This is a genomic window from Bradyrhizobium sp. Y36, from assembly GCF_002531575.1.
GTDB lineage: Bacteria > Pseudomonadota > Alphaproteobacteria > Rhizobiales > Xanthobacteraceae > Bradyrhizobium.
In genome coordinates, this window is sequence record NZ_NWTI01000008.1 from 1 (window position 1) to 26586 (window position 26586).

The window sequence follows — 26586 nt, forward strand, 5'->3', positions numbered from 1 at the left end:
GTTTTAACGGTGTCCTTCGTGCTCTCCTCGGGGAGCGATGCACTATTGCCCCCGTCGTCTTGCGGGTGACCGATGCGCGTGACCGGTTGGCCGCTGCATCACCGCAAGCCTTGACGCCAGACCCCGGGCGTCAGGACCACACGACTTCTCCGTCCGCGGACGGCCCCGCCGAAATCCCCGAAGGCTTGCGTGTGCTCGCCCTCAGGTCTCAACGAGACCGCTGTGACCGCGCCGGGTCGTATCGCGTCGCCCGATGGCTCACGGTTGCCCGCCCTGTCATGAGCTGATCGCGCCGGCGCTGCCGCGTCCACCGCACCCCGGCCCGCATCTCGTGACGATCGCGAAGCGCCCCTTTGGAAAGGGCCGGGATGACGGTGTATGCCACAAATCCGAAATTCGGGAAAGTGGAATATTTTTGGAGCGAGGGCTTGACCAAGTGTTTTGCCCGACGCCTCGCGAAGCGCCTGCCCGGGCAGATGCTGGTCATTCCGGGGCGCCCCGAAAGGGCGAACCCGGAATCCATGGTGCGGCGGAGCACGCGGCCCGATAAATTCCGGGCCTGCGTGCTCGCGCACGCATCCCGGAATGACGGTGGTTGCGGTGACGGTTCATTTCAGCGGCAGAAACAGATCCGCGGTCGCCTCGTGCTCACCGACCTCGGGGACGAAGCTCAGCCGCTGGCAGTAGATCGGGAAGTCGCGGGCTTCCTCGCCGCTGGCCGGAAGCCAGTCGCGATAGAGGTAGAGCGCGGCGGGCTCGAGATTGTCGGTATTGCCGACAACGCGCAGCACGGCGCAGCGCCCGCCGGGAATCTCGCCGCACCTGATCGCTTCGCCGTTTGCCTCGATCGGCTGGTCGGTTCCGACGCAGAGATCCACGCTGTAGTCGGCCGGCGAGGCCGGCCGCCGCTCGGACCGCCAGACATTGAAGGTCGGATTGGTCCTCGGATGCAGGCCGGTGGCTTTGCGCCAGGCGATGAAGCGCTGGATGGTGGCGGGAAGGGTTGCCGGGTCGCCCCGATGCTCCATGATCGCCACGGCCGTCGTCGGCACGTTCCGGATCGTCACGTCGTCGGTGGTAAAGGTCTTCTGCATGAACTTGCTCCTCGCGATGTCGAGAGGCCCGAAGGCCGCAAGCCACGGCTCCCAGTCGGGAGACTTCCGGAACGACGACGGCGATTGCCCGAACCGTTGCCGAAAGGCGCGGGCGAAGGCGTCGGGTGCGTCGTAGCCGGCATCCATGGCGATGTCAGTGACGCTTTCGGCGTCGCTGTAGGCCAGCTGGTATGAAGCACGCTTCATGCGGGCGAGCTGGATATAGCGATGCACCGACAGTCCGAAGGTCGCCGTGAACTGCCGGTGGAAATGAAATTTCGAATAGGCCGCGACGCTGCTCAGCGTGTCCAGGTCCAGATCGTCGTCCAGGTGCCGGTCGATGTGATCCAGCACCCGCAGCATCCGGGCATGGTAGTTTTGAAGCGCCGCCGTCATCGTTCCGTTCTCCGTGGCGGCACCAGCTAAAGCGCAGGCCGGCGTCGCACGCTCGACCGATCTTGCGGTTTTGCCACGGGCGACAGAACGTCGCCAGTCGGCGACCGGCACGGCGCGGAACTCGTGGCCGCGGATGTGCTCCAGGGGCGTCGCAGGGCTCATGAAGGGTGGCTCGGCCTGCAGTGACGGGGTGAATGCAACTCTGTGCGTTCGCGATTGGAAACCCGTGCGTCCGTCTCGCGTTCTAGTCCGCTGAACCAAGGCCGGGCGCATCATCTGATGGAGCCGGCGTGTTTTTGGCGGCCCCATGGACAAAGCCCACGACGTGCTGATCCGGAACCTGTGCGCGCACACGGTGCTCGCCGAGGAGGATCTTGCCGAGATCCGCGCGCTCACCTTCACACAGCGGGATTTCGCGCCGAACGAGGATTTCATCCGTCAGGGCGACAAGCCCGAACACTCGGCGCTGGTCGTCTCCGGCATGGTCGCGCGCTACCACCTGCTCGGCAGCGGGCGGCGGCAATATCTCGCCTTCCATCTGTCCGGCGACCTGCCGGACTCCCAGGGACTGTTCATCGACCAGATGGATCACGGGTTGAGCGCGCTGGGGCCGGCCACGGTCGCCTTCATCCCGCATCGCGAATTGTTCAGGGCCTTCCGCCAAAGGCCGAGCTTCGGGCTCGCCGTCTGGCGCGAGACGCTGCGCGATGCGGCGATCTTTCGCGAAGCCATCACCAACAACAGCGCTCGGCCGATGCAGGCGCGCATGGCGCATTTGTTCTGCGAGCTGTTCTACCGCGCCCGCGTCGCGCAGCTCGTTCGCGGCAATCGCTGCCGCGTTCCGATCAGCCTGGCGCAGCTTGGAGAGACGCTGGGCATGGCGATCGCGACGGTGAACCGGACGCTCGCCGCGCTCCGGCGCAGCGAAGTCATGGATCTGCGCGACGGCGAGCTGATCGTGATGAAGTGGCGGGAATTGCAGCGGCTCGGGGATTTCAGCCCGATCTATCTGCATCTGAAGCGGCAGTCGTCGCCTCAGGCATGAGGGCGGCGTTAGCCGCGGGCAGCCGCAGCGCCCAGCACTTCGTCAAAATGCTTCCTCACCCAATCGTTGCAGCAGCAGGCCCTGGCTTCGAGCGCCGGCTTGTCGAGGATCAGGATGGCGCCGCGGCGGGTGGCGAGGATGCGCCTCGCCTTGAACATCTGGATGACGCGGCTGGCATAGCTGCGGGAGACGCCCAGCATGCCGGCGAGCTGCTCGTGGGTGAGGGGAATCTCGGCCCGGCCGATGCGTTCCTGCGTGGAGATGATCCACTTGGCGGCGCGCTGCTCGATCGAATGCGCGGCGTTGCAGGCCGCGGTTTGCAGCAATTGCGCGAACTGGCAGTCGGCATAGCGCGAGAACACCTCCTGCAGCACGGCCGACCTCGGCTGTGCCTGCTCGAGCGCGCGCCGGGGCAGCCGGATGAGGGTGCCGCCCAGCTTCACGACGATGCGGGAATAGGCGAGCGAAGGATGGGGTCCCGCAGCAACGCCCACCGCACCCTCATGCCCCACCAGCAGGCTTTCGACCTCGCGATCATCCTCGACCGGCACGGCGAACGAGACCAGCGTTGGACCGCAAGGGAAGTGAATCGCCGCGACGGCGTCGCCGGCGTGATGCAGGATGTGGCTCGCCTAGACTTCGACCGGCTGGAGGTAAGGTGCGAGCAGCTCGAAATCCTGGCGGGGGAGCAGCCGGAGCAGATCGTTGTGGGGCCGACCGGTCACAGTTTCTTCTCTGGGCTGGCCGGGAATCGGCGCCAGCCAGAACCCTACGTTTCTGCGGCGGAACCGACGGTTCCAAAGTGCACACAACGGCGCCTCGATGCCCCGGAAGTTGGCGCGGCGGAATTTCGCAAATCCGGAAATTGGAAGGAGAGGTTGTACCCGACCAGGCCGCGGTGATCGCCTGAGGTCTGTTCAGGAGTGAACATAGCGGGCTTGCGGATTGGCGTACCGTCCCGGTGCCGGGCGCCGTACCCCGTGCGCTCTGCCCAACGGACCGCCGGCCTCAATCTGCCCGAATGCCGCCGGGCCGGCGGCCCCGAGGGGCGGCAGGATGTTCAGCACAAGCGCGTTTCGCGAATCTGCGACAGGCGATGTTGGGCCGCCTGCGCGCGGTAGGCATCGATCGCCTTGTTGGCGAGCATCAGCTGCCGGCGTTCGCCGGTCCTGAGCTGGGCTTCGATGGCGTCGAGGATGACGTTGGCGCTCTCGTCCGGCGAGCCGAGCTCGCCGCTCTGCTCGAGGCAGCTCCAGGCGATGAAGAATGCGCTTTCGACGGTGCAGCGGATGGACATGCGCTGCCAACGCGGCGGGACCGCAGGCGTTCCGTGCGGCGGGAGCGACCTGCGCCGGGCCCGCCGCAGCGATGCGGTCAGTTCTTCAGCACGATGCGGCCGACGACCTTGCCGGCGCGAAGCTCGTCGATCCATTTCTGGACGTCGCCCATCGGCTCCTCGCGCATCGGCGTCGGCTTCATCTTGCCGGCGCGCGCCAGCGCCATCAGCTCGTGGGCCTCGGCGAGCGTGCCGACCATGAAGCCTTCGATGGTCATGCGCTTGTAGACCCACTGCACCATCGGCAGCGTGAACTGGCCGCCCATCAGGCCGGAGACCACGATCTTGCCGCCGCGCGCGGCGACCGCGACCGCGAAGGCCATCGACTTCTCGTTGCCGGCGAAATCGACGATCTCGTCAAAACCGCCTTCGGTCTCTTTCAGGATACGCTTGATCACGTCGGGCTCGGACGGATCGTAGGCATTGGCGGCGCCGTTCTTCAGCGCGGTGTCGCGCGCGGCCGGCGAGAGGTCGGCAACCGTGATCGGCTGCTTGAACATGGCTTGCGCGAACGACAGGCCCATCATGCCGACGCCGCCGAGACCGATCAGCAGCAGGTTGCGCTGACGCGGACGGTCGACCAGGCGCTTGAGCGCGCCATAGGCGGTGACGCCGGAGCACATCAGGGTCGCGGCCTGGTTGACGGGCAGCGGATCGTAGTCGAGCAGATATTTCGCGTCGGGCACCAGCACGTGGGTGGCGAAACCGCCGTCGATGGAGACGCCGAGGAAGCGCTGCTTCACACAGAGATTCTCGTCGCCATTGGCGCAGTCGCGGCACTGACCGCAGCCGATCCACGGGAAGACGGCCTTCTTCGTGCCGACGAGACCCGCGGCGACGTCCGGGCCGACCTCGTCGACCACGCCGGCGATCTCGTGGCCGAGCGTGAAGGGCAGCGTCATGCCGCGTGTGGTGTCGAGCTTCTTGCCGCCGCCGAGATCCGCGTAGCCGTCCTGAATGTGCAGGTCGGAATGGCAGAGGCCGCAGCGCTCGATGCGCACCAGCACTTCGCGTCCCTGCGGCTTGGGCGTGTCGACGATGGTCTCGCACAGCGGCGCATCGAACTTGACCAGGGACTGCCGACGCATCAACGCCATTTTCTTTCCTCCGGAATATGAATTTCTCAGCTTTCGCTGCGTATATCCGCCAATTCACGCGCCATGGCAACAAAGCCGGCGATCGGAATCGTCTCGGCGCGACGCGTCGCATCGACGCCTGCGGCGGCCGCAAGTCGCGCCGGATCGACGCCCAGCGATTTCAGGCTCTGCCGCAGCATCTTGCGGCGCTGGCCGAAGGCGCTCGCTGCGACCTGCTCGAGCATCTTGCGATCGCAGGCCAGCGGTTCTGCGCGCGGCGTGAGGCGCACGACGGAGGAGGTGACCTTCGGCGGCGGCACGAAGGCGGACGGCGAGATGTCGAACAGGATCTTGGTCTCGCAGCGCCAATTGGCGAGCACGCCGAGCCGGCCATAGGCCTCCTCGTCCGCGTGCGCCACGATGCGCTCGCCGACCTCGCGCTGGAACATCAGCACCATCAGGTCGAACCACGGCGGCCAGGGCTCGGTGGTGAGCCAGTTGATCAGGAGCTGGGTTGCGATGTTGTAGGGCAGGTTGGCGACGATCTTCGCGCGCTCGCCGGCGAGAAGCGGGCGCGGATCGAAGGTCATGGCATCGCCATGCACGATCTCGAGCCTGCCGGGATAGCGCGCGGAAATATCCTGCAAGGCCGGGATCGCGCGCTCGTCATGCTCGACGGCGATGACGCGCCGCGCGCCGAGCGCGAGCAGCGCGCGCGTCAGGCCGCCGGGACCCGGGCCGATCTCGAGAATAGTGGAATCCTCGAGCGGCGCTGCCGCGCGCGCGATCCGGGCGGTGAGGTTGAGGTCGAGCAGGAAATTCTGGCCGAGCGATTTGCGCGCCGACAGCGCGTGCTGGCGAATGACCTCGCGCAGCGGCGGGAGGTCGTCGATCGCGCTCATTCGCCGTTGGCAGCCGCCATGCGGCTGGCAAGCTGGAGCGCCGCGATCAGGCTCGCCGGATTGGCCTTGCCGGTGCCGGCGATGTCGAAGGCGGTGCCGTGATCGGGCGAGGTGCGGATGAAGGGCAGGCCGAGCGTGACGTTGACCGCATCGTCGAAGGCGATGGTCTTGATCGGGATCAGCGCCTGGTCGTGATACATGCAGACGGCGCAGTCATAGCTGCGGCGCGCGGCCTCGTGGAACATGGTGTCGGCCGGCAGCGGGCCCCTGGCCTCGATGCCCTCGCCGCGCAAGGTCTTGAGCGCGGGAGCGATGACCGTCTGCTCCTCGTGACCGAGCGAGCCGTCCTCGCCGGCATGCGGATTGAGGCCGGAAATCGCGATGCGCGGCTGCGCGATTCCGAAGCGGGATTTCAGCTCGCTTGCGACGATGCGCACGGTCGAGACGATCAGCTCGCGGCTGAGCTCGCCCAGCGCATCGCGCATCGAGACGTGGATGGTCACGGGCACGACGGCGAGCCGCGGCGACCACAGCATCATCACCGGCTGCGGCACGCGGCCGTTCGCCGCGGCGAGCTCGGCGAGGAATTCGGTGTGGCCGGGATGACGGAAGCCGGCGCGGTAGAGCACGCTCTTGGCGATCGGATTGGTGACGATTGCGCCGGCACGGCCCTCGCGGACATCGCCGACGGCCTGCCGGATCGAGGCGAGCGCGGCGGGCGCGCTTGACGCGTCGGGCTTGCCCGGCTCGGCGGTCGCGCGCTCGCTGGTTTCAACGATGGGGAGAGCCTCGGTGAAGGCGGAAGCGGCCTCGCCGGGGCTCACCGCGGCGGTCCTGACGTCGACACCGATGGATCGGGCGCGGCGGGCGATCAGCGCCTCGTCGCCGCGCAGATAGAAGGCGGGCAGGTTCAGCTCACGGCGCCTCAGCCAGGCTGCGATCGTGATGTCGGGCCCGATGCCGGCGGGCTCTCCGAGGGTCAGCGCGAGGGGCTTTGCTGCGGAAGCGACCATCAGCGGTGGTTGCGATATTCGATCATCGCCGCCTTGCGGAGCTCGTCGAGATAGGCCTTCTGGGTCTTCTCGTACTTCTCCTGATACATCTTCTCGCGGACCTCACGCTTCTTGGGCGTGTCGATCATGGTCGGCTTGCGCGAGCACAGCACCACCATCTCGATGCCGTTCTTGGTCATCTCGGGCGCGGTCAGGTGGCCGATCGGGGTGTCGTCCAGCACCTTGCGCAGCGCCTCGGGCAGCTCAGCGGTGGTCTTGGTGACGGTGTCGCGGATGGTCGCGTTCGGCGTCGAGCGGAACAGCGAGTTGGCTTCCTCGCAGCTGCCGACGCGGGCGCGATAGGTTTCGGCTTCCTTCTTCCGCGTCTCCAGGAACGCCGCCGACGAGCCGCGCGGCACGATCAGCACGATCGGCTGCATCTTGTATTCGGTGCCCTCGATCTGGAGCTTGTCGCCGGTCTGGGCCTGCACGGCCTGCGCGACGTCGCGCTCGCCGACCTGGAGGCGCTCCTTGTAGCGGCCGCGCACGAGACTGGTCCAGACCATCTCGGCTTTCATGCGGCCCTTCAGCGTCTCGGGGCGGACGCCCTTGGATTCGAGCGACTTGGTGAGCTGCTCCGGCGTGATGCGCATGCGCTGCGCCATGCCCTCATAGGACTGGTTGATGTCGGAGACGCCGGGATCGACCCCGTACTTCTTGCCCTCCTTCGTCTTCACCTTGTCGTCGATCAGCTCGTTGATGACCTCCTGCCGGCTCGGGGTCTTCTGCGTCGTCAGCTGGTCGAGCTTGGAGCGCTGCTCGATGTCGAAATCGGTGATCGGGTCGCCGTTGACCATCACCACGATGTTCTGCGCGCGCGAGGGCGAGGGCAGTCCGGTCAGGATCAAGCCGGCACTGATGGCGAGCAGGAGGCGGAAGGCGGGCAATTGGATCGTCATGATTGTCGCTCGCATGTCAGCCGCGTCGAGCCTGTGTTGGGGGCAAGCGCGGCCGGCACTTCAAACCGTTCACTGGAGGCCGGCGGAACTGCTGGTCGTCGATGAGTTCGCCAGCGTGCGCAGGCCGATCTGGAACATGAACGCGTGGCTCAGTACGGGCGGCGCGGTGCCCGCAGAATAGCTATACGAAGTTACGTAGTTCGCCGCCAGCACGAAGCAATCGTCGACATAGCCGGCACCGAGCACATACTGGTTGATCTTGTTGGCCTCGAGGTCCCACCGCGCCGAGCCCGACACCACCCAATTGGTCGCAAGCTTTATGGAGCCCGAGGTCAGGATGCCCTCGCGGCGGGTCAGATAGCCGAGCTCCGGCTGCGGCGCGTAATTGCCGTACATCACGCTGACCGCCCAGCGGTTGAAGTTGGCACGGCCTTCCGCCTCGAAGCGCTGCACGTTCCAGGTCTGCTCGTCCATGCGGGAGCGGACGCTGAACGTGTAGGTGCTGTTGGGCGAATAGCTGGCGCCCGCGACGTAATCGGAGCGCGGCTTGTCCAGGCCGGAATCGAGGCCGGTGTTGATGGAGTCCTGGACCGCGAAGGAGTTCATGCCGAACAGCTGGTAGGACTGGCCGAACAGCACCTTGACCGCGCCGCCCTTGTCGAACTGCGTGGTGGACTGCACGCCGACATTGGCGCGGCCGCCGCCCTCGACGCGGTCGTAGCCGGAGAACTTGTCGACGCTGAACAGGTTCGAGGCGTCGAACACCATGCTCTGGGCGTCCTCGTTCGGGAGCTTGCCGGCATAGGTCTCGTTCGGCCGGATGATGATCTGCGCGATCGGCTCGACGGTGGTCGAACCCCAGGGCTGAACGTTGATGAAGGGATAGCGGTATTCCAGGCCCACCGTCGGCATCAGGCGGAACGCCTGGGTGTCGCCGACGGGAAGATAGTTCGACACGCCCGGCTGGTTGGAGACCGAGGAGTTGATCGCGTCGGCGCGCAGGCTGGCGAACGGCGTCCAGATCTGGCCGAACGGATCGGTGAACGACTTGCGCCACTGCGCTTCGGCCGTGAGGCGGGTATAGGTGCCGGGGAAGCCGCGCAGCAGGCACTGCGACGGCGTGCGGGCGAGCGGATCGGCCGATGCCGTCGTGCACAGGCTGTTGGTGTTGGCGATCGTCGTGATCGGGTCGAACACCGCCTGGTCACGCGACAGGTTCACGAAATTGGTCTTGTAGCTGAACTCGCCGCCGAAGACCGGATAGTTGAGCACGTTGGAATAGTCGATCACCGGGTAGACGATCGGCACCTGGCTCTGGTTGCCCGAATAGCTCAGCCAGTACATCGTCCGCGCGTCGAAGAAGCTGCGGTTGCCGACGCCGGTCAGGTAGAGCTGCGACAGCGCTTCCGTCGGCAGCAGCAGGAACGAGCCGAGCGGATCGCGGTACTGATAGAGGCGGTAGTCCGAGAAGAAATAGTAGTCGGACATCAGGACGCCGTCCCAACCCCAGACCCATTTGTCGTTCAGCGCGAACTGACCCTTGGTGTCGACGGCGCCGCGGAACTGCTTGTCGCCGGGCTGCCCGGAAAACGCGCCGGGATCGAGCTGGTCGATGCCATAGGCGCGGATCTGGTAGGCGCCGTCGATCAGGCGCTGCCGGAACTCGCCCTGCAGCAGCACGCCCTGCCGCGACAAGATGCGGGGCGTGATGGTGGCGTCCATGTCGGGCGCGATCGCCCAATAGTAGGGAACCTCGACGCCATAGCCCGTGTTCGACGTGCCGGAAATGTAACCCGGCATCAGGAAGCCGCTCTTGCGCTTCACGGTCGGGTCGGGCGTCGAGAAATAGGGCATGTAGGCGAGCGGCACGCCGAAGAACTCGAGCTGGGCCGTCTCGAAATACAGCATCTTCTCCTGCTGGTCGTGGATGATGCGCGCACCCTTGACCTGCCACAGCGGCGGCTTCTTCGGATCGTCCTTACACGGCGCGCAGGCCGTGTAGACGCCGTTCTCGAACACCGTGTAGTTGCCGCTGGAGCGGTCGGCGCGGCTCGCGGCCATGCGGGTCTGGTCGGCAGTGTCCACGCGCAGCGAATCGACGAACCCGTCGCGGTAATCGTCGGAGAGATCCATGATCTCGGCATAGGTGATCTTGCCGTCGGCATCCGTCATGCGGATGTTGCCTTCGGCATGCAGCCGCTTGGTCTTCTGGTCGTAGATGACCTTGTCGGCCTCGACGCTGGTGCCGTTGTAGAACAGCTGGACGTTACCGACCGCGGACACGCGCGAATTGTTGTAGTCGTAGTCGACCTCGGTCGCCTGAACCAGCATCTGGTTGTCGTTGGGGGCCTTCGGCGGCTTGGGGCGCTGCGGCAGCGGATTGTAGGTGAAGCTCTGGGCCGAGGCGGGGGCGACAGTGGCGACATCGATCAGCGCGCCGAGCGATGCCACGGCAGCGACAGCCATCATGAGCCTGCGCAGGGACAAGCCGCGCCCGTTCGCGCCCATCACGATGCGGCGCGTCAAACGAGACACGGGTCCTCGATGGACGGCAGTCACTAACCGTCCTCCTGGTACAACAAGGCCAAAAAGCCGGTGAGGCCGCCCACCACCACGGGCAACCACGCCGCAGCGATCGGATGCATCAACTCAGCCTTGCTCAAGTCTTCAGTCACTTTCGACAAAACGTAGAGCAGAAAGCCTGCGCCCACGCCACTCAAAACCATCTTTTGCACGCCGCCCATCCGGAAGAAGCGCAACGACACGGAGGCCGCGAGCATCACCATGGCCGCCAGCAAAAACGGCTGCGCCAGAAGCTTTTGATACTGGAGTCGGTATCCCGCTGTCGCGAAGCCCGAGCTCTCGGACGAGCGGATGTAGCTCGGTAGTTGCCAAAAGGACACAGTCTCTGGGGTGGAAAAGCTGTTGCGGACCTGCGCTTCGGTCAGGGTCGTCGGAATCTCCAGGATGGCCTGGTCGACCGGCGGCGCGTCCAGCGAGAAGCGGCGGACCCCCTTGAACAGCCAGCGGCCGGTCTCGAGCGTCGCCTCGCGCGCCTCGACCCGTTCCTTGAAGTGCTGCTCCGGGTCGAACCGGAACAGCGTCAGTCCCGTCAGCCGGACGCCCTGCTGCTCGCTGCGCGCCGCATTGATGATGGTCTGGCCGTCGTTGGTCACCTGATTGAGCCAGAAGCCGGAGGCGTCCTGGATGCCGCCGCCGGGCGCCGAGCCGAACAGCTCGGCCTCCATGCGCTTGGAGAGCTCGCGCAAGTTCGCCGACATTGGATTGTAGGCGACGGTGGCGATCACCCCGATCAGCAGCGCGCTGCCGAGCGCCGGCGAGATGAACTGCCAGGCGGAGATGCCGGCGGCGCGCGCGACCACGAGCTCGAGCCGGCGGGAGAGGGCGAGATAGCATGTCATGGCGCCGATCAGCATGCAGAAGGGCGTCAGCTTCTCCAGAAGCTGCGGCACCCGGAACAGCGAGGTCTCGGCCACCATGAGCGCCGAGGCCGAGGCCAGCCCCGAGGTCTTGCGCACCATCTCGATGTAGTCGACCAGCACCAGCAGCAGGAAAATGCCGGCGAACACGCCGAGCGCCGCGACCACGAAGCGGCCGGCGAAATAGCGCCCGAGTGTATTGGTGAGCATGCTCATGCGGCGGCCGGACGTCCGAACAGCCGCGCGATGCGCGCATTCGACCTGTTGATGGCCTCCATCAGGCCGGGCGGCGGCTCGACCACGATGCCGCCGATGATCATCCACAGCCCGACGCCGATGCCGCCAAAGACCATCGCGTATTGCACAAGCACCGGGGCAGACGACTTCACGGCCATCACCGAACAGGCAAATCCCGCCATGCGCAGGCCGAACACGGCGAGCACCGAGCCGCCGATCGAGAAGTTGCGGCTCTGGCGGGTGGTGCGCGGCGCCCCGAGGAAGGCGAAGGTCAGCACGGCGAAGGCGAAGGGATAGATCGGCGCGAGCAGGCTGTCATGCAGGGCCGAGCGGAACTGGCCGGGAATCTGCTTGTAGACGGGATCGTTCTCGGACGGCGAGAACAGCTCCCAGAGATAGCGCTCGCGGATGCCCAGAGTGACGTCGCGGCCCTGGTTGGAGAATTTCGACATGTCGAAGCCGTAGCGGCCGAAAGCCACCAGCGCCGGATCGCGCTTGCCTGCCTCGAAGCGCTGCAGATTGCCTGTCTCCAGCACCAGGAACGAGCCGGTGGCGTTCTTCACGACCTCGCCGCGTTCGGCGACGATCGAGACGCGCTCGTTGGGATCGCGGCGGTCGTCGATGAAGATGCCGGCAAGGATGCCGCCGGGCTGGCGTTCGCGAATCCGGATCGTGAGATTCTTGTCGAGCTGGGCGAAGCGGCCGGGCTGCAGGATGTTGGTCAGCACGTCCGCGGTGATCTCGGCATCCCACTGCTTGATCCGCCGCATGCCGTCGGGGGCGAGATAGGCCGCGATGAAGGCGACCAGCAGCGCCACCACGCAGGTGGCGTAGAAGAACGGATAGAACAGCCGGAATGGCGAGAAGCCGGCGGCGTTCATCACGATGATCTCGGAATCGGTCGCGAGCTTGTTCAGCGTGTGCGAGATCGCGATCATCAGCGCGATCGGCGAGATGATCAGGACCAGGGCCGGCACGACGAGGCTGGTGATGCCGAGGAAGGTGAGGATGGTCTGACCCTGGCTCGTCATCAGGTCGATGCCGCGCAACGCTTGCGTAATCCAGATCACGCCGGTGAGGCTGACCAGGACCAGCGCAAACGACGCCAGCGTCGTGCGGAAGATATACCTATCGATCGACCCCATGCGCTACCGCACGAACCCCACCACGTCCCCAATGTCGGCCGGAAATCCGGCTGTCCGACCAATCCCCGAAAGGGGATCCCCAAGGTCGACCGGCAAGGCTCTTCCGACGGTTCACTCTCTCACTACCATCCCTTTGATCCGTCAACAAAATGGCTGCCCCGTGGCACCCTCAATATATGGTTAATATTTCCCTCGTTGTGGCCTTGAGGCCACGGGGGGTGCTTGGCATCTGCCGGGCCGCTGGCCCATAGTGCGCTCGGCTCAGTGAATCGTCATTCAGATGCGGCCTCGGCCGCGACCGGGAATGATCAAAAGATCAAGATTTTTGAAGGAGTTACCCATGTCCAATGCCATCAAGGTCGGCTTCGTCCCGCTGTCATCAGCCGCCCGTGGCATCATGGTCGTGTTCTGTGACGACAGCCTGATGGTCGGTCCGGCATCCGCCAAGGCCCTCGGCGGGGGTATCGAAGTCGTGAAGCGCGCGGCGGCAGCCGCCGCCTTCAAAGGTAAAAGTGGGGCCGTGCTGGACATCCTGGCGCCGGAGGGGGTGAAAGCCACCCGTCTGCTCGTGATCGGCGCCGGCAAGGCAACCGGCCTGAAGGCGAACGATTTCCTCAAATTCGGCGGCGTGGCGGCGGGCAAGCTTCCCGCCGGGACCGCCGCCATGACCCTGATGGCGGAGCTGCCCACTGGAGCCATGACCGGCGAGCAGGCGGCCACGATCGCCTCGGGCCTGCGCCTGCGCGCCTACAAGTTTGACCGTTACAAGACCAAGAAGAAGGACGGCGAGGAGGGCGGCTCGCGCGCCGACATCTCGCTTGCGGTCGGCGACGTCGCGGCTGCGAAGAAGGCGTTTGTCGCCGCCGGCCACGTCGTCGACGGCGTGGTCATCGCGCGCGACCTCGTCAACGAGCCGCCGAACGTGCTCTTCCCCGAGGAGTTCGCGCGCCGCGCCAGTCAGCTGCGAAAGCTCGGCGTCAAGGTCGAGGTGCTCGACGTCAAGGCGATGCAGAAGCTCGGCATGGGCGCGCTGCTCGGCGTCGGCCAGGGCTCGGCGCGGCCGAGCCGCACCGTGATCATGCGCTGGGACGGCGGCAAGAAGGGCGAGGCGCCGGTCAGCTTCATCGGCAAGGGCGTCTGCTTCGACACCGGCGGCATCTCGATCAAGCCGGCCGGCAGCATGGAGGACATGAAGGGCGACATGGGCGGCGCGGCCTGCGTCGTCGGCCTGATGCACGCCCTGGCGGCGCGCAAAGCCAAGGCCAACGTGGTCGGCGCCATCGGTCTCGTCGAGAACATGCCCGACGGCAACGCGCAGCGGCCGGGCGACATCGTCACCTCGATGTCGGGCCAGACCATCGAGATCATCAACACCGATGCCGAAGGCCGGCTCGTGCTGGCCGACGTGCTCTGGTACGTCGCCAAGAAGGTGAAGCCGAAATTCATGGTGGACCTGGCAACGCTCACGGGCGCCATCGTGGTCGCGCTCGGCACCGAGCATGCCGGCATGTTCTCCAACAATGACGAGCTTGCCGCCCGGCTGCTCGCGGCCGGCGCGGAGAGCGGGGAGAAGGTCTGGCGCATGCCGCTCGGCCCCGAATACGACAAGCTGATCGATTCCCAGTTCGCCGACATGAAGAACACCGGCGGCCGTCACGGCGGCTCGATCACCGCGGCGCAGTTCCTCCAGCGCTTCGTCGACGGCACGCCGTGGGCGCATCTGGACATCGCCGGCACCGCCATGGGCGCGCCCAAGACCGACATCAACCACAGCTGGGGCGCGGGCTACGGCGTCCGTCTCCTCGACCGGCTGGTTGCCGACCACTACGAGCGCAAGTGACCTCACGATGACGGAAGTGCTGTTCTACCATCTGCAAAACATGACGGTGGAGAACGTGTTGCCGCCGCTTCTCGAGAAATCGCTCGAGCGCGGCTGGCGCGTCGTGGTGCAGTCGACCTCGGAGGAGAGGGCCGACGCGCTCGACGCGCATTTGTGGACCTATCGCGACGATTCCTTCCTGCCGCACGCGACGTGGCGCGTGAACGATGTCGCCGATCAGCCGATCGTGCTGGCGATCGAGGAGGGCAATCCCAACGGTGCGCATGTCCGCTTTCTGGTGGACAGCGCCGCCCTCCCGCAGGACGCCCAGGACTATGCGCGCATGGTGCTGCTGTTCAACGGCGACGATCCGGATGCGCTCGCGCTCGCCCGCAGCGCCTGGACGGATTGCAAGGCGCGGGGATTTGATGTCACCTATTGGCAGGCCGACGAGCGGGGCCGGTGGCAACGTCGGAATTAGCGTCCTTGGCTATCATCCCAGGCAATTAATGATAATTTGCACTTTTCGAGCGATGCTGGCTTTTGTCACCTTCGTGCCGCAAAGTGATGTTGGGACAATCGCTTAGGGCTGGTCCTTCACGCAGGGAATTTGGTTTATCGTGCGACATCAAAAGCTTCCCGGCTCGCTCATAGTTGCGTTGATTACCGTAGCACCGCTGGTCGCGGGCTGTTCGGGCGGCTCCGATCTGTTGTCGAAGGACGCCGAATGGTTCCAGAAGCCCGGCCGTCTCTTCATCAAGAACATCTCGATCGAGTCGCCACCGCTGACCCCGGACAAGCCGGTCGGCGCTGAGGATCTCGTCAGCGCCGACGGCGCCTGTCCCGGCATGGCGCCGCCTCCCGGTCCGTCTGATGCCAATGCATCGACGTCGCCGGCCCCGATAGGCGGCACGGTCGCGCTCGGCCATACCGAATGCGACGTGGTGCGCGGCATCGGCGCGCCCTCGAATGTCAATCTCTCCAACGACGCCGCCGGCCGCCGCGTTGCCGTCGTCACCTGGGCCACGGGGCCGCGCGCCGGCATCTACACCTTCACGGCCGGCCGCCTGTCATCGATCGAAGGCAATCCCGAGCCGCAGCCGGTGCCGAGGGCGGTGAAGCCGAAGAAGAAGCACGCGTAAGGCGAGCCCGCAGGACGGCTATGGCCGTCCTTTCATCGCATCTTCGAACGACAGGATCTGGCCGCTAGGTCCCCGGAACGTGGTTTTCTCGGGCCACATCTTCTCGATCTCATCGAGCAGATGGCGGGCGAGCAGTCTCCAGCCCGAGTCCGGCTTGAGCGAATAGATGCTGAAGGTCATGCCTTCATCCGCGCGAGGCGAATGCACGCCAGCGAGCCATGGCTCGTCGCCTACGCTGATACTCACTCCGGCATCGTTGCACAGGTCCATGCTGCGCCACATGATGCGTCCATCCCGGGTGTGTACGTCGCGTCGAATCGACAGCGCTTGCGCTTGACCGAAGGCAGCGAATGTTTGCTCGAGTCTCTTCCAGTCTTCGGCTGGCACCTTCAAATTTGCGTAGACTTGCGGTCTGACGGACGTGCGGCCGTCTCTGAAGACATTGTGGCAGCTTGTGTCCCTTACGACGATCGGCAGGACGAATACGCCGCCCGTCAGAAGGGCGGCCGCAGAAACGACACTCCACGATCGCCAGCCAGACAAAGACGATCTCATGGCAGCCCAAAAAGTGAGGCCGCCAACAAGGCCCGACGAGCCCAGCAGTGCTACGGCACTAACGTACTCGATCCAACTAAACGAGGGTGGCGCGCCATTGAACCGATTGACCATTGCTGGCGCGCCGCCACCGATCAATGCGAGGACGCTGAATGGCGCTGCAGCGATGAGGAAGCCTGTTAGAGCGCAGGCCGCAATCCCGACGCGCGGTCGCCTACGGCGGACGAAAAGATAGAGTGGAACACCGAACAACATGGCATGGGTCGTTGCGACCATGAACGTCGTCATCGTCAAGGTCAGGACCTGCTTGACGACGATGATGTTGATCGGCTCTTCGATCTGCACGCAAAGCGGGATGACCAACGCCATGGTGGCGCCAAACGCTGCAAGCAGGGTTGCTCCCAACAGGCGCAAATACTGCTGAAGTCGCATGTCCGGCCGTTGCCCCTTGGGTTGTCGTGTGGTCGATCCCACAACTGGCCAACTTAAGGCACGATGCGGAAGAGCGCGAAGCGGCTTTCTGGAGAGATTATGCGCAAACGATATCGCATCGGCGGCGCGATCATGACCGTGATTGCGACACTTTTGCTGAAGTCACTTTCCTGATGGCGGCGCGGCCGGGAATGCGCTCATATTGCGTAAGAAGAAATCTGGAGGAAACTATGCGGTTCATTGCCCTCGTATCGGCTCTGCTCTTGTCGTCTGGCGCGGCGGTCGCCCAGGACTATCCGACGAGGCCCATCACCATGCTGGTTCCATTCGCGGCGGGCGGGCCGACGGACACCATCGCCCGCCTGACGGCCGCAGGCATGGGGAAGTCGCTGGGACAGCAAATCGTCGTCGAGAACGCGACCGGCGCCGGCGGCACCATCGGCACGACCCGCGCCGCGCGCGCCCAGCCCGACGGCTACACGCTGCTGATCCATCATGTCGGCATCTCGACCGCGGCAACGCTCTACCGAAATCTGAGCTACGACACCAAGACGGCCTTTGCGCCGATCGGGCTCGTGACCAATGCGCCGATGACCATCATCGCGCGCCCGGATTTTCCGGCCGACACGCTCAAGGACCTGGTCGCCTACGCCCAGCAGCAGGGCGACAAGCTGACTTACGCCAATGCCGGGTTAGGTGCGGCATCGCATCTGTGCGGCATGCTGTTCATGACGGCGATCCAGAAGCAGCTCACCACGGTGCCCTACAAGGGCAACGGCCCGATCATGAACGATCTGCTCGGCAAGCAGATCGATCTCACCTGCGACCAGGCGACGAACACGACGGGGCCGATCACCGCCAAGCAGGTCAAGGCCTATGCGATCACCACCAAGGAGCGGTTGAAGAGCCTGCCCGACCTGCCGACGGCCGACGAGGCAGGCCTCAAAGGTTTCGAGCTCGGCGTCTGGCACGGCATCTATGCGCCCAAGGGCACGCCGCCGGCGGTCATTCAGAAGTTGACGGCAGCGCTCCAGGCCGCGCTGAAGGACCCCACCTTGATCGCGCGGTTCAACGACATCAACACCGAGCCCGTCCCGCAGGACAAGGCGACTCCGGAGGCGTTGGGCACGATGCTGGTGAGCGAGATCGACCGCTGGGCGCCGATCATCAAGGCCGCCGGGCAGTACGCCGACTGAGCGATTCCTGCGCACCGTCGGCGCGCTGGCGGCTGCGCATAAAGCAGCCCGTTCAATGGCTCAGTGACCGGTATTATAAGGCCGGTACTGTGCATGGGGTCGTTTTGCAGAATTTTGGTGAGGCGGCCCCGCCGGGCGAGGCCGTCAGCCCGCCGCTTCGTCAAACTGCGTGCTCGCCTCCAGCCACTGCTCCTCGGCGCGCGCCAGCGCATCGGCAGCATTGGCGCGCGCCTTGGACAGCTGTGCGGCCTGCTTGGGATCGCGCGTGAAGATGTCGGGCAAAGCGAGGGCGGTGTCGATCTTGGTGATGATCTCGCTGACGCGGGCGATCTCCGCTTCGGCTTCAGCGATGCGCTTCTTCAGCGAGCCGCGATTGTCCGATCTTGCGCGCTGCGGCTTCTCGGCTGGCGCGCTGCGCTCGCGCGGAGCTTCGGCGTTGCGCGTGGACAGCACGAGGCGGCGATATTCGTCGAGGTCGCCGTCGTAATCGGTCACGGTGCGGTCGGCGACGATCCAAAGCCGGTCGGCGCAGGCCTCGATCAGATAGCGGTCGTGCGAGACCATGATCACCGCGCCGGGAAACTCGTTGATCGCTTCGGCGAGCGCGCCGCGGCTGTCGATGTCGAGATGGTTGGTCGGCTCGTCCAGGATGATCATGTTGGGGCCGAAGAAGGTCGCAAGGCCGAGGAGGAGCCGCGCCTTCTCGCCGCCCGACAGCTTGCCGGCCTTGGTGTCGGCCGCCTTGCCGGAGAAGCCGATCGCGCCGGCGCGGGCGCGCACCTTGGCCTCGGGCGCATCGCCCATCAGCTTGCGGACGTGATCGTAGGCGGAGGCGTCCTCGTTCAATTCGTCGAGCTGATGCTGCGCGAAATAGGCGATCGACAACTTGTCCGCGCGCGTCACTCTTCCGGAGAACGGCGCGAGGCGGCCGGCGAGCAGCTTGACGAGCGTCGATTTGCCGTTGCCGTTGGCGCCCAGCAGCGCGATGCGGTCGTCATTGTCGATGCGCAAGGTGACGCGGCTCAGCACCGGGCTGGCCGGATCGTAGCCGACCGAGGCGTTGTCGACGGCGATGATCGGCGGCGACAGGATCTTCTCCGGCGCGGGAAAGCTGATCTCGCGCACGTCCTCGGTGACCAGCGCCGCGATCGGCTTCAGCCGCTCCAGCATTTTCACGCGAGACTGTGCCTGCCGGGCTTTCGAGGCCTTGGCCTTGAAGCGGTCGACGAAGGCCTGCAGCCGCGCGCGCTCGGCCTCCTGGCGCTTGACCGCCTTGGCATCGAGCAGCTCGCGCGCGGCGCGCTGCTCCTCGAACGAGGAATATGAGCCCTTGTAGAGCGTGAGCCTGCCGCGCTCCAGATGCAGGATCTGGTCGACCGAGCTTTCAAGCAGGTCGCGATCGTGGCTGATCACGATCACTGTGCGCGGATAATGGGCGAGGTGATCCTCCAGCCACAGCGTGCCTTCGAGGTCGAGATAGTTGGTGGGCTCGTCGAGCAGCAAGAGGTCGGGGGCCGCGAACAGCGTCGCGGCGAGCGCGACGCGCATGCGCCAGCCGCCGGAGAATTCGGCGCAGGGACGCAGTTGATCGGCGGCGGAGAAGCCGAGGCCGGAGAGAATCGCGGCCGCACGGCTCGGCGCCGAATGTGCGTCGATGTCGACGAGGCGGGTCTGGATCTCGGCGATCCGATGCGGATCGGTCGCGGTCTCGGCTTCGGTGAGCAGGGCGTCGCGCTCAAGATCGGCCTGGAGCACGACGGAGATCAGGCTTTCTGGTCCGTTCGGGGCCTCCTGGGCCAGGCTGCCGATGCTCCAGCGCGGCGGCAGGGTCACCGAGCCGTGCTCGGCCGCGAGTTCCGCGCGGATCACCTTGAACAGCGTCGACTTGCCGGTGCCGTTGCGCCCGACCAGACCGACGCGCGATCCCGGCGTGATCTGTACCGAGCTCTGGTCAATCAGAAGGCGTCCGGCAAGGCGGATGGAGAGGTCGGAGATGACAAGCATGCGGCCTTGTCACCGCAGCCGAGGTCAAACGCAAGCCGCAACTTAATGCGGCTCGCGGTCGCGCCGCTCCAGCTCGTTGAGGAGCTGCTCCAGATGGGTCGGGAGCCGGGGTTCGGGACGAAGGCTTTGCTGGAGCCGCTCGCCCACGGCATCGCAGATTGATCGGCTGGTCCGCCGGTCGATCTGTTCGCTGTCATTGGCAGAAAGGCCAGCCATCGCGTTGGGTTCCGTGTTCTCATGGGTTCGACACGGTACCAAGTCATTGGCCCCCAAAATGGTTTCGCGATTCCTGGGGATCGGCTGGCATTCTCGTCAAAATTGTATGAATCGCGCCATGTCCGCCCAAAATGCGAAGCCCCGGCGGGGGGATCGCCGGGGCTCCTCTTGGAAGGTACCTGTGGGGGCGCAGGTACCCTTGGTTTTCAGGAAGGTGCTGTCGGGCTCAGTAGCAGCGGTTGATCAGCCGCCAGCGGGGTCCCCAGGGGGTCGGGACCAGCCGGCGCACATAGCAGCCGCCATAACCGTAGGAGACGGGGGCATAGAAGCGCGGGCCGCCCCAGCCGTAACCGCGGTGCCAGCCACCGCCGCCGCCGTGCCAGCCCCAGCCGCCGCCATGCCAGTGAGCGGAGGCCGAGGTCGGCGCCAGAGCGGCACCGAGCGCAACCGCAGCGACAGCGGCAAGCGAAAGTTTCCTCAACATGGTGATCTCCTCAAAACTGCCGGCGCGGAGGGGATCCGCGTCGATGGAAAGGCCGCCGAAACGGTCCGCCTCGCGATCAGGCTTCGGTTTCGATGGAATGAGCATAGGCCGGCAGGCCGAACCAAAGCCTGAATGGAGCCTTCAGATTGGGTTCATCTGGGTGAAATTGTCGTAACCCAAGCTGAAATCGCCGGTCCCGGTCCTGCGGCGAAGCGCCTGTGGCGTCATCCCGGCGGTCGCTTGCCGGATGGCGAAGGCGCCGATATAAGCCCCGCAACTCGACAATCCCGCTTTTCTTCCCAAGGACAAGATTATGGCCATCGAACGCACTTTCTCGATCATCAAGCCCGACGCGACCGCGCGTAACCTGACCGGCGCCGTCAACGCCGTGATCGAAAAAGCGGGCCTGCGCATCGTCGCGCAGAAGCGTATCCGCATGACCAAGGAACAGGCCGAGACCTTCTATGCCGTCCACAAGGCACGGCCGTTCTTCGGCGAGCTCGTCGAGTTCATGACCTCGGGTCCGGTCGTCGTCCAGGTGCTCGAAGCCGAGAACGCCATCGCCAGGTATCGCGACGCGATGGGGGCGACCGATCCGTCCAAGGCTGCCGACGGTACCATCCGCAAGCTCTACGCAAAGTCGATCGGCGAAAACTCAGCGCACGGCTCGGATGCGCCGGAGACGGCCGCGATCGAGATCGCGCAGTTCTTCTCGGGCAACGAGATCGTCGGCTGATCAACCAGCCGTAAGTGAAAGACGAGGGCGAAAGGATTCATTGTGGACTGGCTCTGGCAGATCTTCGATCCCGCGACGATCGGGGCATTCTTCACCCAGTTTCGCAATGAGATGGCTGCGCCGACCTTCTGGATCGCGGTCGGCAAGATCATCTGGATCAACATCCTGCTCTCCGGCGACAACGCGCTGGTGATCGCGCTCGCGTGCCGCGGCCTCTCGCCGCGACACCGGCTGTGGGGCATGATCTTCGGCGCCGGCGCAGCGGTGATGCTGCGGATCATCTTCACCGGCATCGTCGCAACTCTGATGGAGCTGCCGTATCTCAAGCTGGTCGGCGGCCTTGCCCTGATCGTGATCGCGGCCAAGCTTCTGGTGCCGGAACACGAGGACGAGGACGACGTCGACGCGGCCTCGCATCTGTGGCAGGCGGTGCAGATCGTCGTGGTCGCCGACATCGTCATGTCGCTCGACAACGTCATTGCCGTGGCCGCCGCGGCCAATGGCAGCGCGCCGCTCCTGGTCCTCGGCCTTGCCATCAGCGTGCCGCTGATCGTCGCCGGCGCGGCGCTGATCATGGCGCTGCTCGAAAAGCTGCCGGTGCTGGTCTGGGCCGGTGCTGCGCTGCTCGGCTGGATCGCGGGCGAGGTGATCTCGACCGATCCCGGCGTCGCACCGAAGCTCCACACGCTGTTCGACGGTCCGTTCGGCGCCTCGCTCGACGGCATGCTCGGCGCCTTGCGCATCCCGCCGCAGTTCGGCCATGGCGGGGCCGGCGGTGAATATTTCTGCGCCGCGCTCGGCGTCGTCGTCGTGCTTGTGGTCGGCACCATCTGGCGCCGGCGCAAACTGACCTCTGCCGCGCTGGAATCGTCCGAGCGCCACGCCCGGGCCTCGGCAGAGTAGGGCCGGCTCACTCGATCATGCCGAGTTCCGTCACCGGCGTCGTCCAGTAGACCAGCCTGGTTCCCGCAAACGAAACCCGCAGGCGCTCGAGCAGGCGGCTGGCATCGGTGCCCGCCAGCACCACTTGCACGATGGTCTGGTCGGCATGGCCCTTCACGCGTTCGGCGGCCGTCAGCAATCGGACCTCGGCGCCGTGACCGGAGCCCTGCGCGGCCGTGAACCCCGAAACCAGGTCGGTTTGCTCGGCGAGATGGTCGAACACCTCGTCGCGAAGCTGATGCGGCACGATCAGCGTGAGACACACGGGCTGGTCGATCATTTCGTCACCTTCGACGTCCCGCCATAGCGGCGGTACAGGATCGGCAGGAGAATCAGGGTGAGCAGGGTGGAGGACAGCAGTCCTCCGATCACGACGACGGCGAGCGGGCGCTGCACCTCGGATCCCGGGCCGGTGGCGAACAGCAGCGGGATGAGGCCGAGCGCCGTGATGCTCGCCGTCATCAGCACCGGCCGAAGCCGGCGCATGGCGCCTTCGACCACGATGCGATCCTCGGGCAGGCCGTGGGCGCGGAGCTGATTGAAGTAGGAGACCAGCACGACGCCGTTGAGCACGGCGATGCCGAGCAGCGCGATGAATCCGACCGAGGCCGGCACCGACAGATACTCGCCCGTCACCACCAGCGCGAACACGCCGCCGATCAGGGCAAAGGGAATGTTGACGAGCACCAGCAGGGCCTGGCGGATGGCGCCGAACGTGGTGAAGAGCAGCACGAAGATCAGACCGATCGCGACGGGGACCACGATCGACAGGCGCGCGGCGGCGCGCTGCTGGTTCTCGAACTGTCCGCCCCAGGTCAGCCGGTAGCCGTTCGGAAGCGGCAGCTCGCTCGCCACCTTCTGGCGGGCCGCTTCGACGAAGCCGACCATGTCCCGACCGCGGACGTTGGCGCGCACCACGCTCATGCGGGCGCCGTCCTCGCGGTCGATCTTGACCGGGCCGTCGACGCGCTGGATGCGGGCGACCTGCGACAGCGCGACATGCTGCCCGGACGCCAGCGTCAGCGGCAGGCTCGCCAGCAGCGTCGGCGCTTCCCGCGTCGTCTCGCTGCCCCGGACCAGGATCGGCGTGCGGCGCCCTTCCTCGAGCGCGGTGCCGATGGTCCGGCCCTCGATCTGGGTGCGCAGCGAATTGACGATGGAATCCACGGTCAGGCCAAGGCGGCCGGCCTCCATGCGATTGACCGCCACCGTGTAGTATTGGGCGCCTTCGTTCAGCGTGGTGTAGACGTCCTCGGCGCCGTCGATGCTGGACAGGATCGACGACAGCTTTGCCGCGGTTTCGTTCAGCCTTGCGATGTCGGGGCCGAAGATCTTGACGGCGACGTCGCCGCGCACGCCGCTGATCATCTCCTGCACGCGCATGTCGATCGGCTGGGTGAAGCTGAGCGAGATGCCGGGAAAGCCGGCGAGGACCTCGCGAAGCTTCTGCAGCAGGGCTTCGCGATTGTCGGTCTCGCGCTCGGCTGCCGGCTTGAGCACCAGGAACGTGTCGGTCTGGTTCGGGCCCATGGGGTCGAGGCCGAGCTCGTCCGACCCGGTCCGGGCGACGATGCCGGCGATGTCAGGCACCCCCAGCAGCGCGGCCTGCAGCCTCGCATTCATCGCGAGCGACTCGTCGAGGTTGACGGAGGGAAGCGTCTCCACGCTGACGATGACGTCGCCTTCGTCCATCGTCGGCATGAAGGTCTTGCCGAGCTTGGTGTAGGCGAAACCTGCCGCGACCAGGGCGATCAGCGCTGCAACCATCACCTTGCGCTCGTTCCGCAAGGCCCAGTCCAATGCCGGCGCGTAGATCCGTTGGGCCGCGCGCACCAGCAGGGGATCGCGATGCGAGGCAGACTTCAGCACATAGGAGGTTGCGACCGGGATCACGGTGAGCGCCAGCAGCAGCGAACCGGCCAGCGCGAAGATGATGGCCAGCGCGACCGGGATGAACAGCTTCCCCTCGAGCCCCTGCAACGTCAGCAGGGGGACGAACACGATGATGATGATGAGCACGCCCGAGGCGACCGGCTCCAGGACCTCGCAGACCGAGCGGTAGACCAGATGGATCAGCGGGGTCGCTTTGCCCGGGTCGTGCTTGCCGAGGTTGCCGACGATGTTCTCGACCACGACCACCAGCGCGTCGATCAGCATCCCGATCGCAATCGCAAGTCCGCCGAGGCTCATCAGATTGGCCGACATCCCGACTAGGCGCATGATGATCAGCGCGATCACGATGGCGAGCGGCAGGCTGAGGGCGATCACCAGCGAAGCCCGCCAGTTGCCGAGGAACAGCAGCAGCAGGACGATGACGAGCACTGTGGCCTCGGCGAGCGCCCGCACCACGGTGCCGACGGCGCGGTTGACCAGGCGGCTGCGGTCGTAGAACACGTTGATCGACACGCTCTTTGGCAGCGCGCCTTGCAGCTCGGCAAGCCGGGCGCGGACGTCGCGGATGAGCTGACCCGCATTGGCGCCGCGCAGGCCGAGGACGAGGCCCTCGACGGTTTCGCCGCGGCCGTCCGAAGTGACGGCGCCATAGCGCGTCAGCGTGCCGATCTTGACGCTCGCGACGTCGCTGACCAGGATCGGTACGCCTTCGCGAGTGTCGACGACGATGGCCTTGATGTCCTCGACCGATCGGATGCTGCCTTCGATCCGAACCAGAGCGCTGTCCTCGCCCTGGTTCACCCGCCCGGCGCCGTCGTTGCGGCTGTTGGTCTCGATGGCCCGGCGAAACAGCTCGTAGGAGATGCCGCGCGCGGCCAGCGCATCGTTGCGCGGCACGATCTCGAAGGCACGGACGTAGCCGCCGAGCGCATTGACATCGGCAACGCCGGGCACCGTCCGCAGGGCAGGGCGGATCACCCAATCGAGCAGGGTGCGGCGCTCGGCGAGCGAAAGCTCGGGGCTGTCGATCGTGAACATGAACATTTCGCCCAGCGGGCTCGTGATCGGCGCAAGTCCGCCGGTCACCCCTTCCGGGAAATCGCGCGAGATGTTCGACAGCCGCTCCGAGACCTGGTTGCGCGCCCAGTAGATGTCGGTGCCGTCCTCGAAATCGACGGTGATGTCGGCCAGCGCATATTTCGTGGTCGAGCGAAGCACCTTCTTGTTCGGCAATCCCAGCAGCTCGAGCTCGACCGGGACGGTGATGCGCTGCTCGACCTCTTCCGGGGTGAGGCCCGGCGCCTTCATGATGATCTTCACCTGAACCGGGGAGACGTCGGGAAAGGCGTCAATCGGCAGGCCGGGCAGGAGGACGGCGCCGGCGCCGATCACCAGCAGCACGCCCAGCATCACGAACAGCCGCTGCGACAACGCGAACGCAACCAGGCGGCGGAGCATCTATTGCCCCAGTCCCGAGAGAATGCCGCGAAGCGTCGAGATTCCGCCGACCGCGATGGCGTCCTGCTCCGTGATGGGGCCCGACACGACGACGTGGTCCTGATCCTCCGCGAGCAGCTTGACCGGGACGAGGCGGAAGCCGCCGTCGACGGCGACGAAGACCGACGTCTGCTCGCCGCGCCGGATCAGCCCGCTATAGGGAATCTCGAAGGCGCTTTCGCCGGCGGAGAGAAAGCCGATGCGCGCCGCGGTGGTTTGACCTGGGTGCAGCTCGCCGTCGTTGGGGACTTCCGCGCGAACCAGAATGGTCTGGGTGGCGGCGTCGATGGTCTCGGAGACCAGCACGACCTTGCCGGGAGTGGAATAGCCCTCGATCTCGATCTTCGCGCCGGTGCGGATCGATCGAATGTTGGCGGCGGGCACTGCGATCTCGGCCCAGAGCGGCGACAGCCGCGCCAGCTTGACGAGCGGGGCGGATTGTTCGAGCCGCTGTCCCGGCGACACCGCCAGATCGACCACGGACGCGGTCTGCGGCGCATTGACGGTGAGTGTCGCGCTGATCGCCGCTTCCTGGGCGAGCCGGGAAATGGCCTCGTCGGACATCCCGCTCAGATGCAGCATCTGGCGCCGTTCGGCGACGACGAGAGCAGCCTGGCGCGCTTCGGCCTGGCTCGCCTCGAGCACCCGTTGCGGCACGGCCTTGCCCTCGAACAGATCGACGTTGCGATTGAGCTGCTGGCTGGCGAGACGCTCCTGCGCCATCGCGTGCAGATAGTCGCGTTGCTGCGAGACGAAGCTCGGACTCTCCAGCGTGACCAGCGACTGGCCGGCCGTGACGCGGTCACCGCGCCCGACCAGGAGGTTGGCGACCATGCCGGCCACCGGTGCGCTGACGACCCACAATTGCTGCGTGGGGATCACGATCTGGACCGGATAGGGCAGCGTCAGATCGGTGCGGCTCACGACCGGGTGGGTGACGCGGACGCCGAGATTGCGCGCCTGCGCATCGCTCAGCTTCACCTCGTCCTGCGCCATCGACGCGGACGGCAGCAGGCTCAATGCAGCGGCCAAAAGCGGAATGACCAAG

The 26586-nt window shown here is 65.8% G+C and carries 23 protein-coding genes and 1 pseudogene; 7 read left to right on the forward strand and 17 right to left on the reverse strand.

The genetic code is table 11. The features are described 5' to 3' along the window. Nucleotides 1–608: 608 nt before the first annotated feature. The gene (locus CO669_RS15810; RefSeq protein WP_097660736.1) at nt 609–1490 is read right to left on the reverse strand and encodes an AraC family transcriptional regulator; all 882 of its coding nucleotides are present in this window, start codon (nt 1488–1490) and stop codon (nt 609–611) included. 307 nt (nt 1491–1797) lie between these two features. Here CO669_RS15810 and CO669_RS15815 point away from each other — a divergent pair, with 307 nt between their 5' ends. Beyond that, a complete protein-coding gene (locus CO669_RS15815) occupies nt 1798–2535 on the forward strand; it encodes a Crp/Fnr family transcriptional regulator (protein WP_097660737.1) in 738 nt (245 codons plus the stop codon). Nucleotides 2536–2543: 8 nt separating this feature from the next. Here the strand turns inward: CO669_RS15815 and CO669_RS15820 are convergent. The 9 genes and pseudogenes from CO669_RS15820 to lptF form a co-directional block, all read right to left on the reverse strand. Continuing rightward, nucleotides 2544–3260 (reverse strand): annotated as a pseudogene (locus tag CO669_RS15820) (Crp/Fnr family transcriptional regulator). 335 nt (nt 3261–3595) lie between these two features. Next, nucleotides 3596–3832, reverse strand: coding sequence for a hypothetical protein (locus tag CO669_RS15825; protein WP_097660738.1), 237 nt, complete (start codon nt 3830–3832; stop codon nt 3596–3598). A 77-nt stretch (nt 3833–3909) separates the two neighbouring features. Continuing rightward, nucleotides 3910–4968 (reverse strand): alcohol dehydrogenase, encoded by a 1059-nt coding sequence (locus tag CO669_RS15830; RefSeq protein WP_097660739.1) that lies wholly within the window; start codon nt 4966–4968, stop codon nt 3910–3912. A gap of 26 nt (nt 4969–4994) precedes the next feature. After that, on the reverse strand, nt 4995–5849 hold the full coding sequence (gene rsmA / locus CO669_RS15835; RefSeq protein ID WP_097660740.1) for a 16S rRNA (adenine(1518)-N(6)/adenine(1519)-N(6))-dimethyltransferase RsmA: 855 nt from the start codon (nt 5847–5849) through the stop codon (nt 4995–4997). Then, nucleotides 5846–6862 (reverse strand): 4-hydroxythreonine-4-phosphate dehydrogenase PdxA, encoded by a 1017-nt coding sequence (pdxA, locus tag CO669_RS15840; protein ID WP_097660741.1) that lies wholly within the window; start codon nt 6860–6862, stop codon nt 5846–5848. The genes rsmA and pdxA overlap by 4 nt, the downstream gene beginning before the upstream one ends. Then, nucleotides 6862–7800 (reverse strand): SurA N-terminal domain-containing protein, encoded by a 939-nt coding sequence (locus tag CO669_RS15845; protein WP_198964046.1) that lies wholly within the window; start codon nt 7798–7800, stop codon nt 6862–6864. The genes pdxA and CO669_RS15845 overlap by 1 nt, the downstream gene beginning before the upstream one ends. A gap of 69 nt (nt 7801–7869) precedes the next feature. Continuing rightward, the gene (locus CO669_RS15850) at nt 7870–10359 is read right to left on the reverse strand and encodes an LPS-assembly protein LptD (RefSeq protein WP_198964047.1); all 2490 of its coding nucleotides are present in this window, start codon (nt 10357–10359) and stop codon (nt 7870–7872) included. Next, nucleotides 10359–11456 (reverse strand): LPS export ABC transporter permease LptG, encoded by a 1098-nt coding sequence (gene lptG / locus CO669_RS15855; RefSeq protein ID WP_097660744.1) that lies wholly within the window; start codon nt 11454–11456, stop codon nt 10359–10361. Before lptG ends, CO669_RS15850 begins: the two co-directional genes overlap by 1 nt. Further along, nucleotides 11453–12622, reverse strand: a complete 1170-nt coding sequence (lptF, locus tag CO669_RS15860; RefSeq protein ID WP_097660745.1) for an LPS export ABC transporter permease LptF — start codon at nt 12620–12622, stop codon at nt 11453–11455. Before lptF ends, lptG begins: the two co-directional genes overlap by 4 nt. A gap of 340 nt (nt 12623–12962) precedes the next feature. Here lptF and CO669_RS15865 point away from each other — a divergent pair, with 340 nt between their 5' ends. The 3 genes from CO669_RS15865 (at nt 12963) to CO669_RS15875 (ending at nt 15583) form a co-directional block, all read left to right on the forward strand. Then, nucleotides 12963–14462, forward strand: a complete 1500-nt coding sequence (locus CO669_RS15865) for a leucyl aminopeptidase (RefSeq protein WP_097660746.1) — start codon at nt 12963–12965, stop codon at nt 14460–14462. Between the two features lie 7 nt (nt 14463–14469). Next, nucleotides 14470–14922 carry a DNA polymerase III subunit chi gene (locus CO669_RS15870; protein WP_097660747.1) on the forward strand — a complete coding sequence of 151 codons (453 nt, stop codon included), beginning with the start codon at nt 14470–14472 and terminating at the stop codon, nt 14920–14922. 178 nt (nt 14923–15100) lie between these two features. Further along, nucleotides 15101–15583 (forward strand): hypothetical protein, encoded by a 483-nt coding sequence (locus CO669_RS15875; RefSeq protein WP_198964048.1) that lies wholly within the window; start codon nt 15101–15103, stop codon nt 15581–15583. 18 nt (nt 15584–15601) lie between these two features. Here CO669_RS15875 and CO669_RS15880 read toward each other — a convergent pair whose 3' ends face one another. Next, nucleotides 15602–16570, reverse strand: a complete 969-nt coding sequence (locus tag CO669_RS15880; protein ID WP_097660749.1) for a hypothetical protein — start codon at nt 16568–16570, stop codon at nt 15602–15604. A gap of 230 nt (nt 16571–16800) precedes the next feature. Here CO669_RS15880 and CO669_RS15885 point away from each other — a divergent pair, with 230 nt between their 5' ends. After that, the gene (locus CO669_RS15885) at nt 16801–17766 is read left to right on the forward strand and encodes a tripartite tricarboxylate transporter substrate-binding protein (protein WP_097660750.1); all 966 of its coding nucleotides are present in this window, start codon (nt 16801–16803) and stop codon (nt 17764–17766) included. Between the two features lie 144 nt (nt 17767–17910). On the opposite strand, the gene CO669_RS15890 is transcribed toward CO669_RS15885, so the two are convergent. The 3 genes from CO669_RS15890 to CO669_RS15895 form a co-directional block, all read right to left on the reverse strand. Beyond that, nucleotides 17911–19770 (reverse strand): ABC-F family ATP-binding cassette domain-containing protein, encoded by a 1860-nt coding sequence (locus tag CO669_RS15890; RefSeq protein ID WP_097660751.1) that lies wholly within the window; start codon nt 19768–19770, stop codon nt 17911–17913. A 42-nt stretch (nt 19771–19812) separates the two neighbouring features. After that, entirely contained in the window at nt 19813–19986 is a 174-nt protein-coding gene (locus tag CO669_RS35970; protein ID WP_174719102.1) for a hypothetical protein, read from the reverse strand. Nucleotides 19987–20212: 226 nt separating this feature from the next. Then, a complete protein-coding gene (locus CO669_RS15895; protein WP_097660959.1) occupies nt 20213–20470 on the reverse strand; it encodes a sulfur globule protein precursor in 258 nt (85 codons plus the stop codon). Between the two features lie 313 nt (nt 20471–20783). On the opposite strand from CO669_RS15895, the gene ndk reads away from it, so the two are divergent. Continuing rightward, nucleotides 20784–21206: a nucleoside-diphosphate kinase gene (gene ndk, locus CO669_RS15900; protein WP_097660752.1), complete on the forward strand. Its 423-nt coding sequence runs from the start codon at nt 20784–20786 to the stop codon at nt 21204–21206. A gap of 42 nt (nt 21207–21248) precedes the next feature. After that, complete coding sequence (locus CO669_RS15905; RefSeq protein WP_097660753.1) at nt 21249–22109, forward strand: TerC family protein; 861 nt, start codon at nt 21249–21251, stop codon at nt 22107–22109. A gap of 7 nt (nt 22110–22116) precedes the next feature. On the opposite strand, the gene CO669_RS15910 is transcribed toward CO669_RS15905, so the two are convergent. From CO669_RS15910 to CO669_RS15920, 3 genes are read right to left on the reverse strand one after another with little or no spacing between them, the layout of a single operon-like run. Then, complete coding sequence (locus CO669_RS15910; protein ID WP_097660754.1) at nt 22117–22428, reverse strand: DUF3240 family protein; 312 nt, start codon at nt 22426–22428, stop codon at nt 22117–22119. Beyond that, nucleotides 22425–25499 carry an efflux RND transporter permease subunit gene (locus CO669_RS15915; protein WP_097660755.1) on the reverse strand — a complete coding sequence of 1025 codons (3075 nt, stop codon included), beginning with the start codon at nt 25497–25499 and terminating at the stop codon, nt 22425–22427. The genes CO669_RS15910 and CO669_RS15915 overlap by 4 nt, the downstream gene beginning before the upstream one ends. After that, the gene (locus CO669_RS15920; RefSeq protein WP_245444332.1) at nt 25500–26534 is read right to left on the reverse strand and encodes an efflux RND transporter periplasmic adaptor subunit; all 1035 of its coding nucleotides are present in this window, start codon (nt 26532–26534) and stop codon (nt 25500–25502) included. Nucleotides 26535–26586 lie beyond the last annotated feature (52 nt).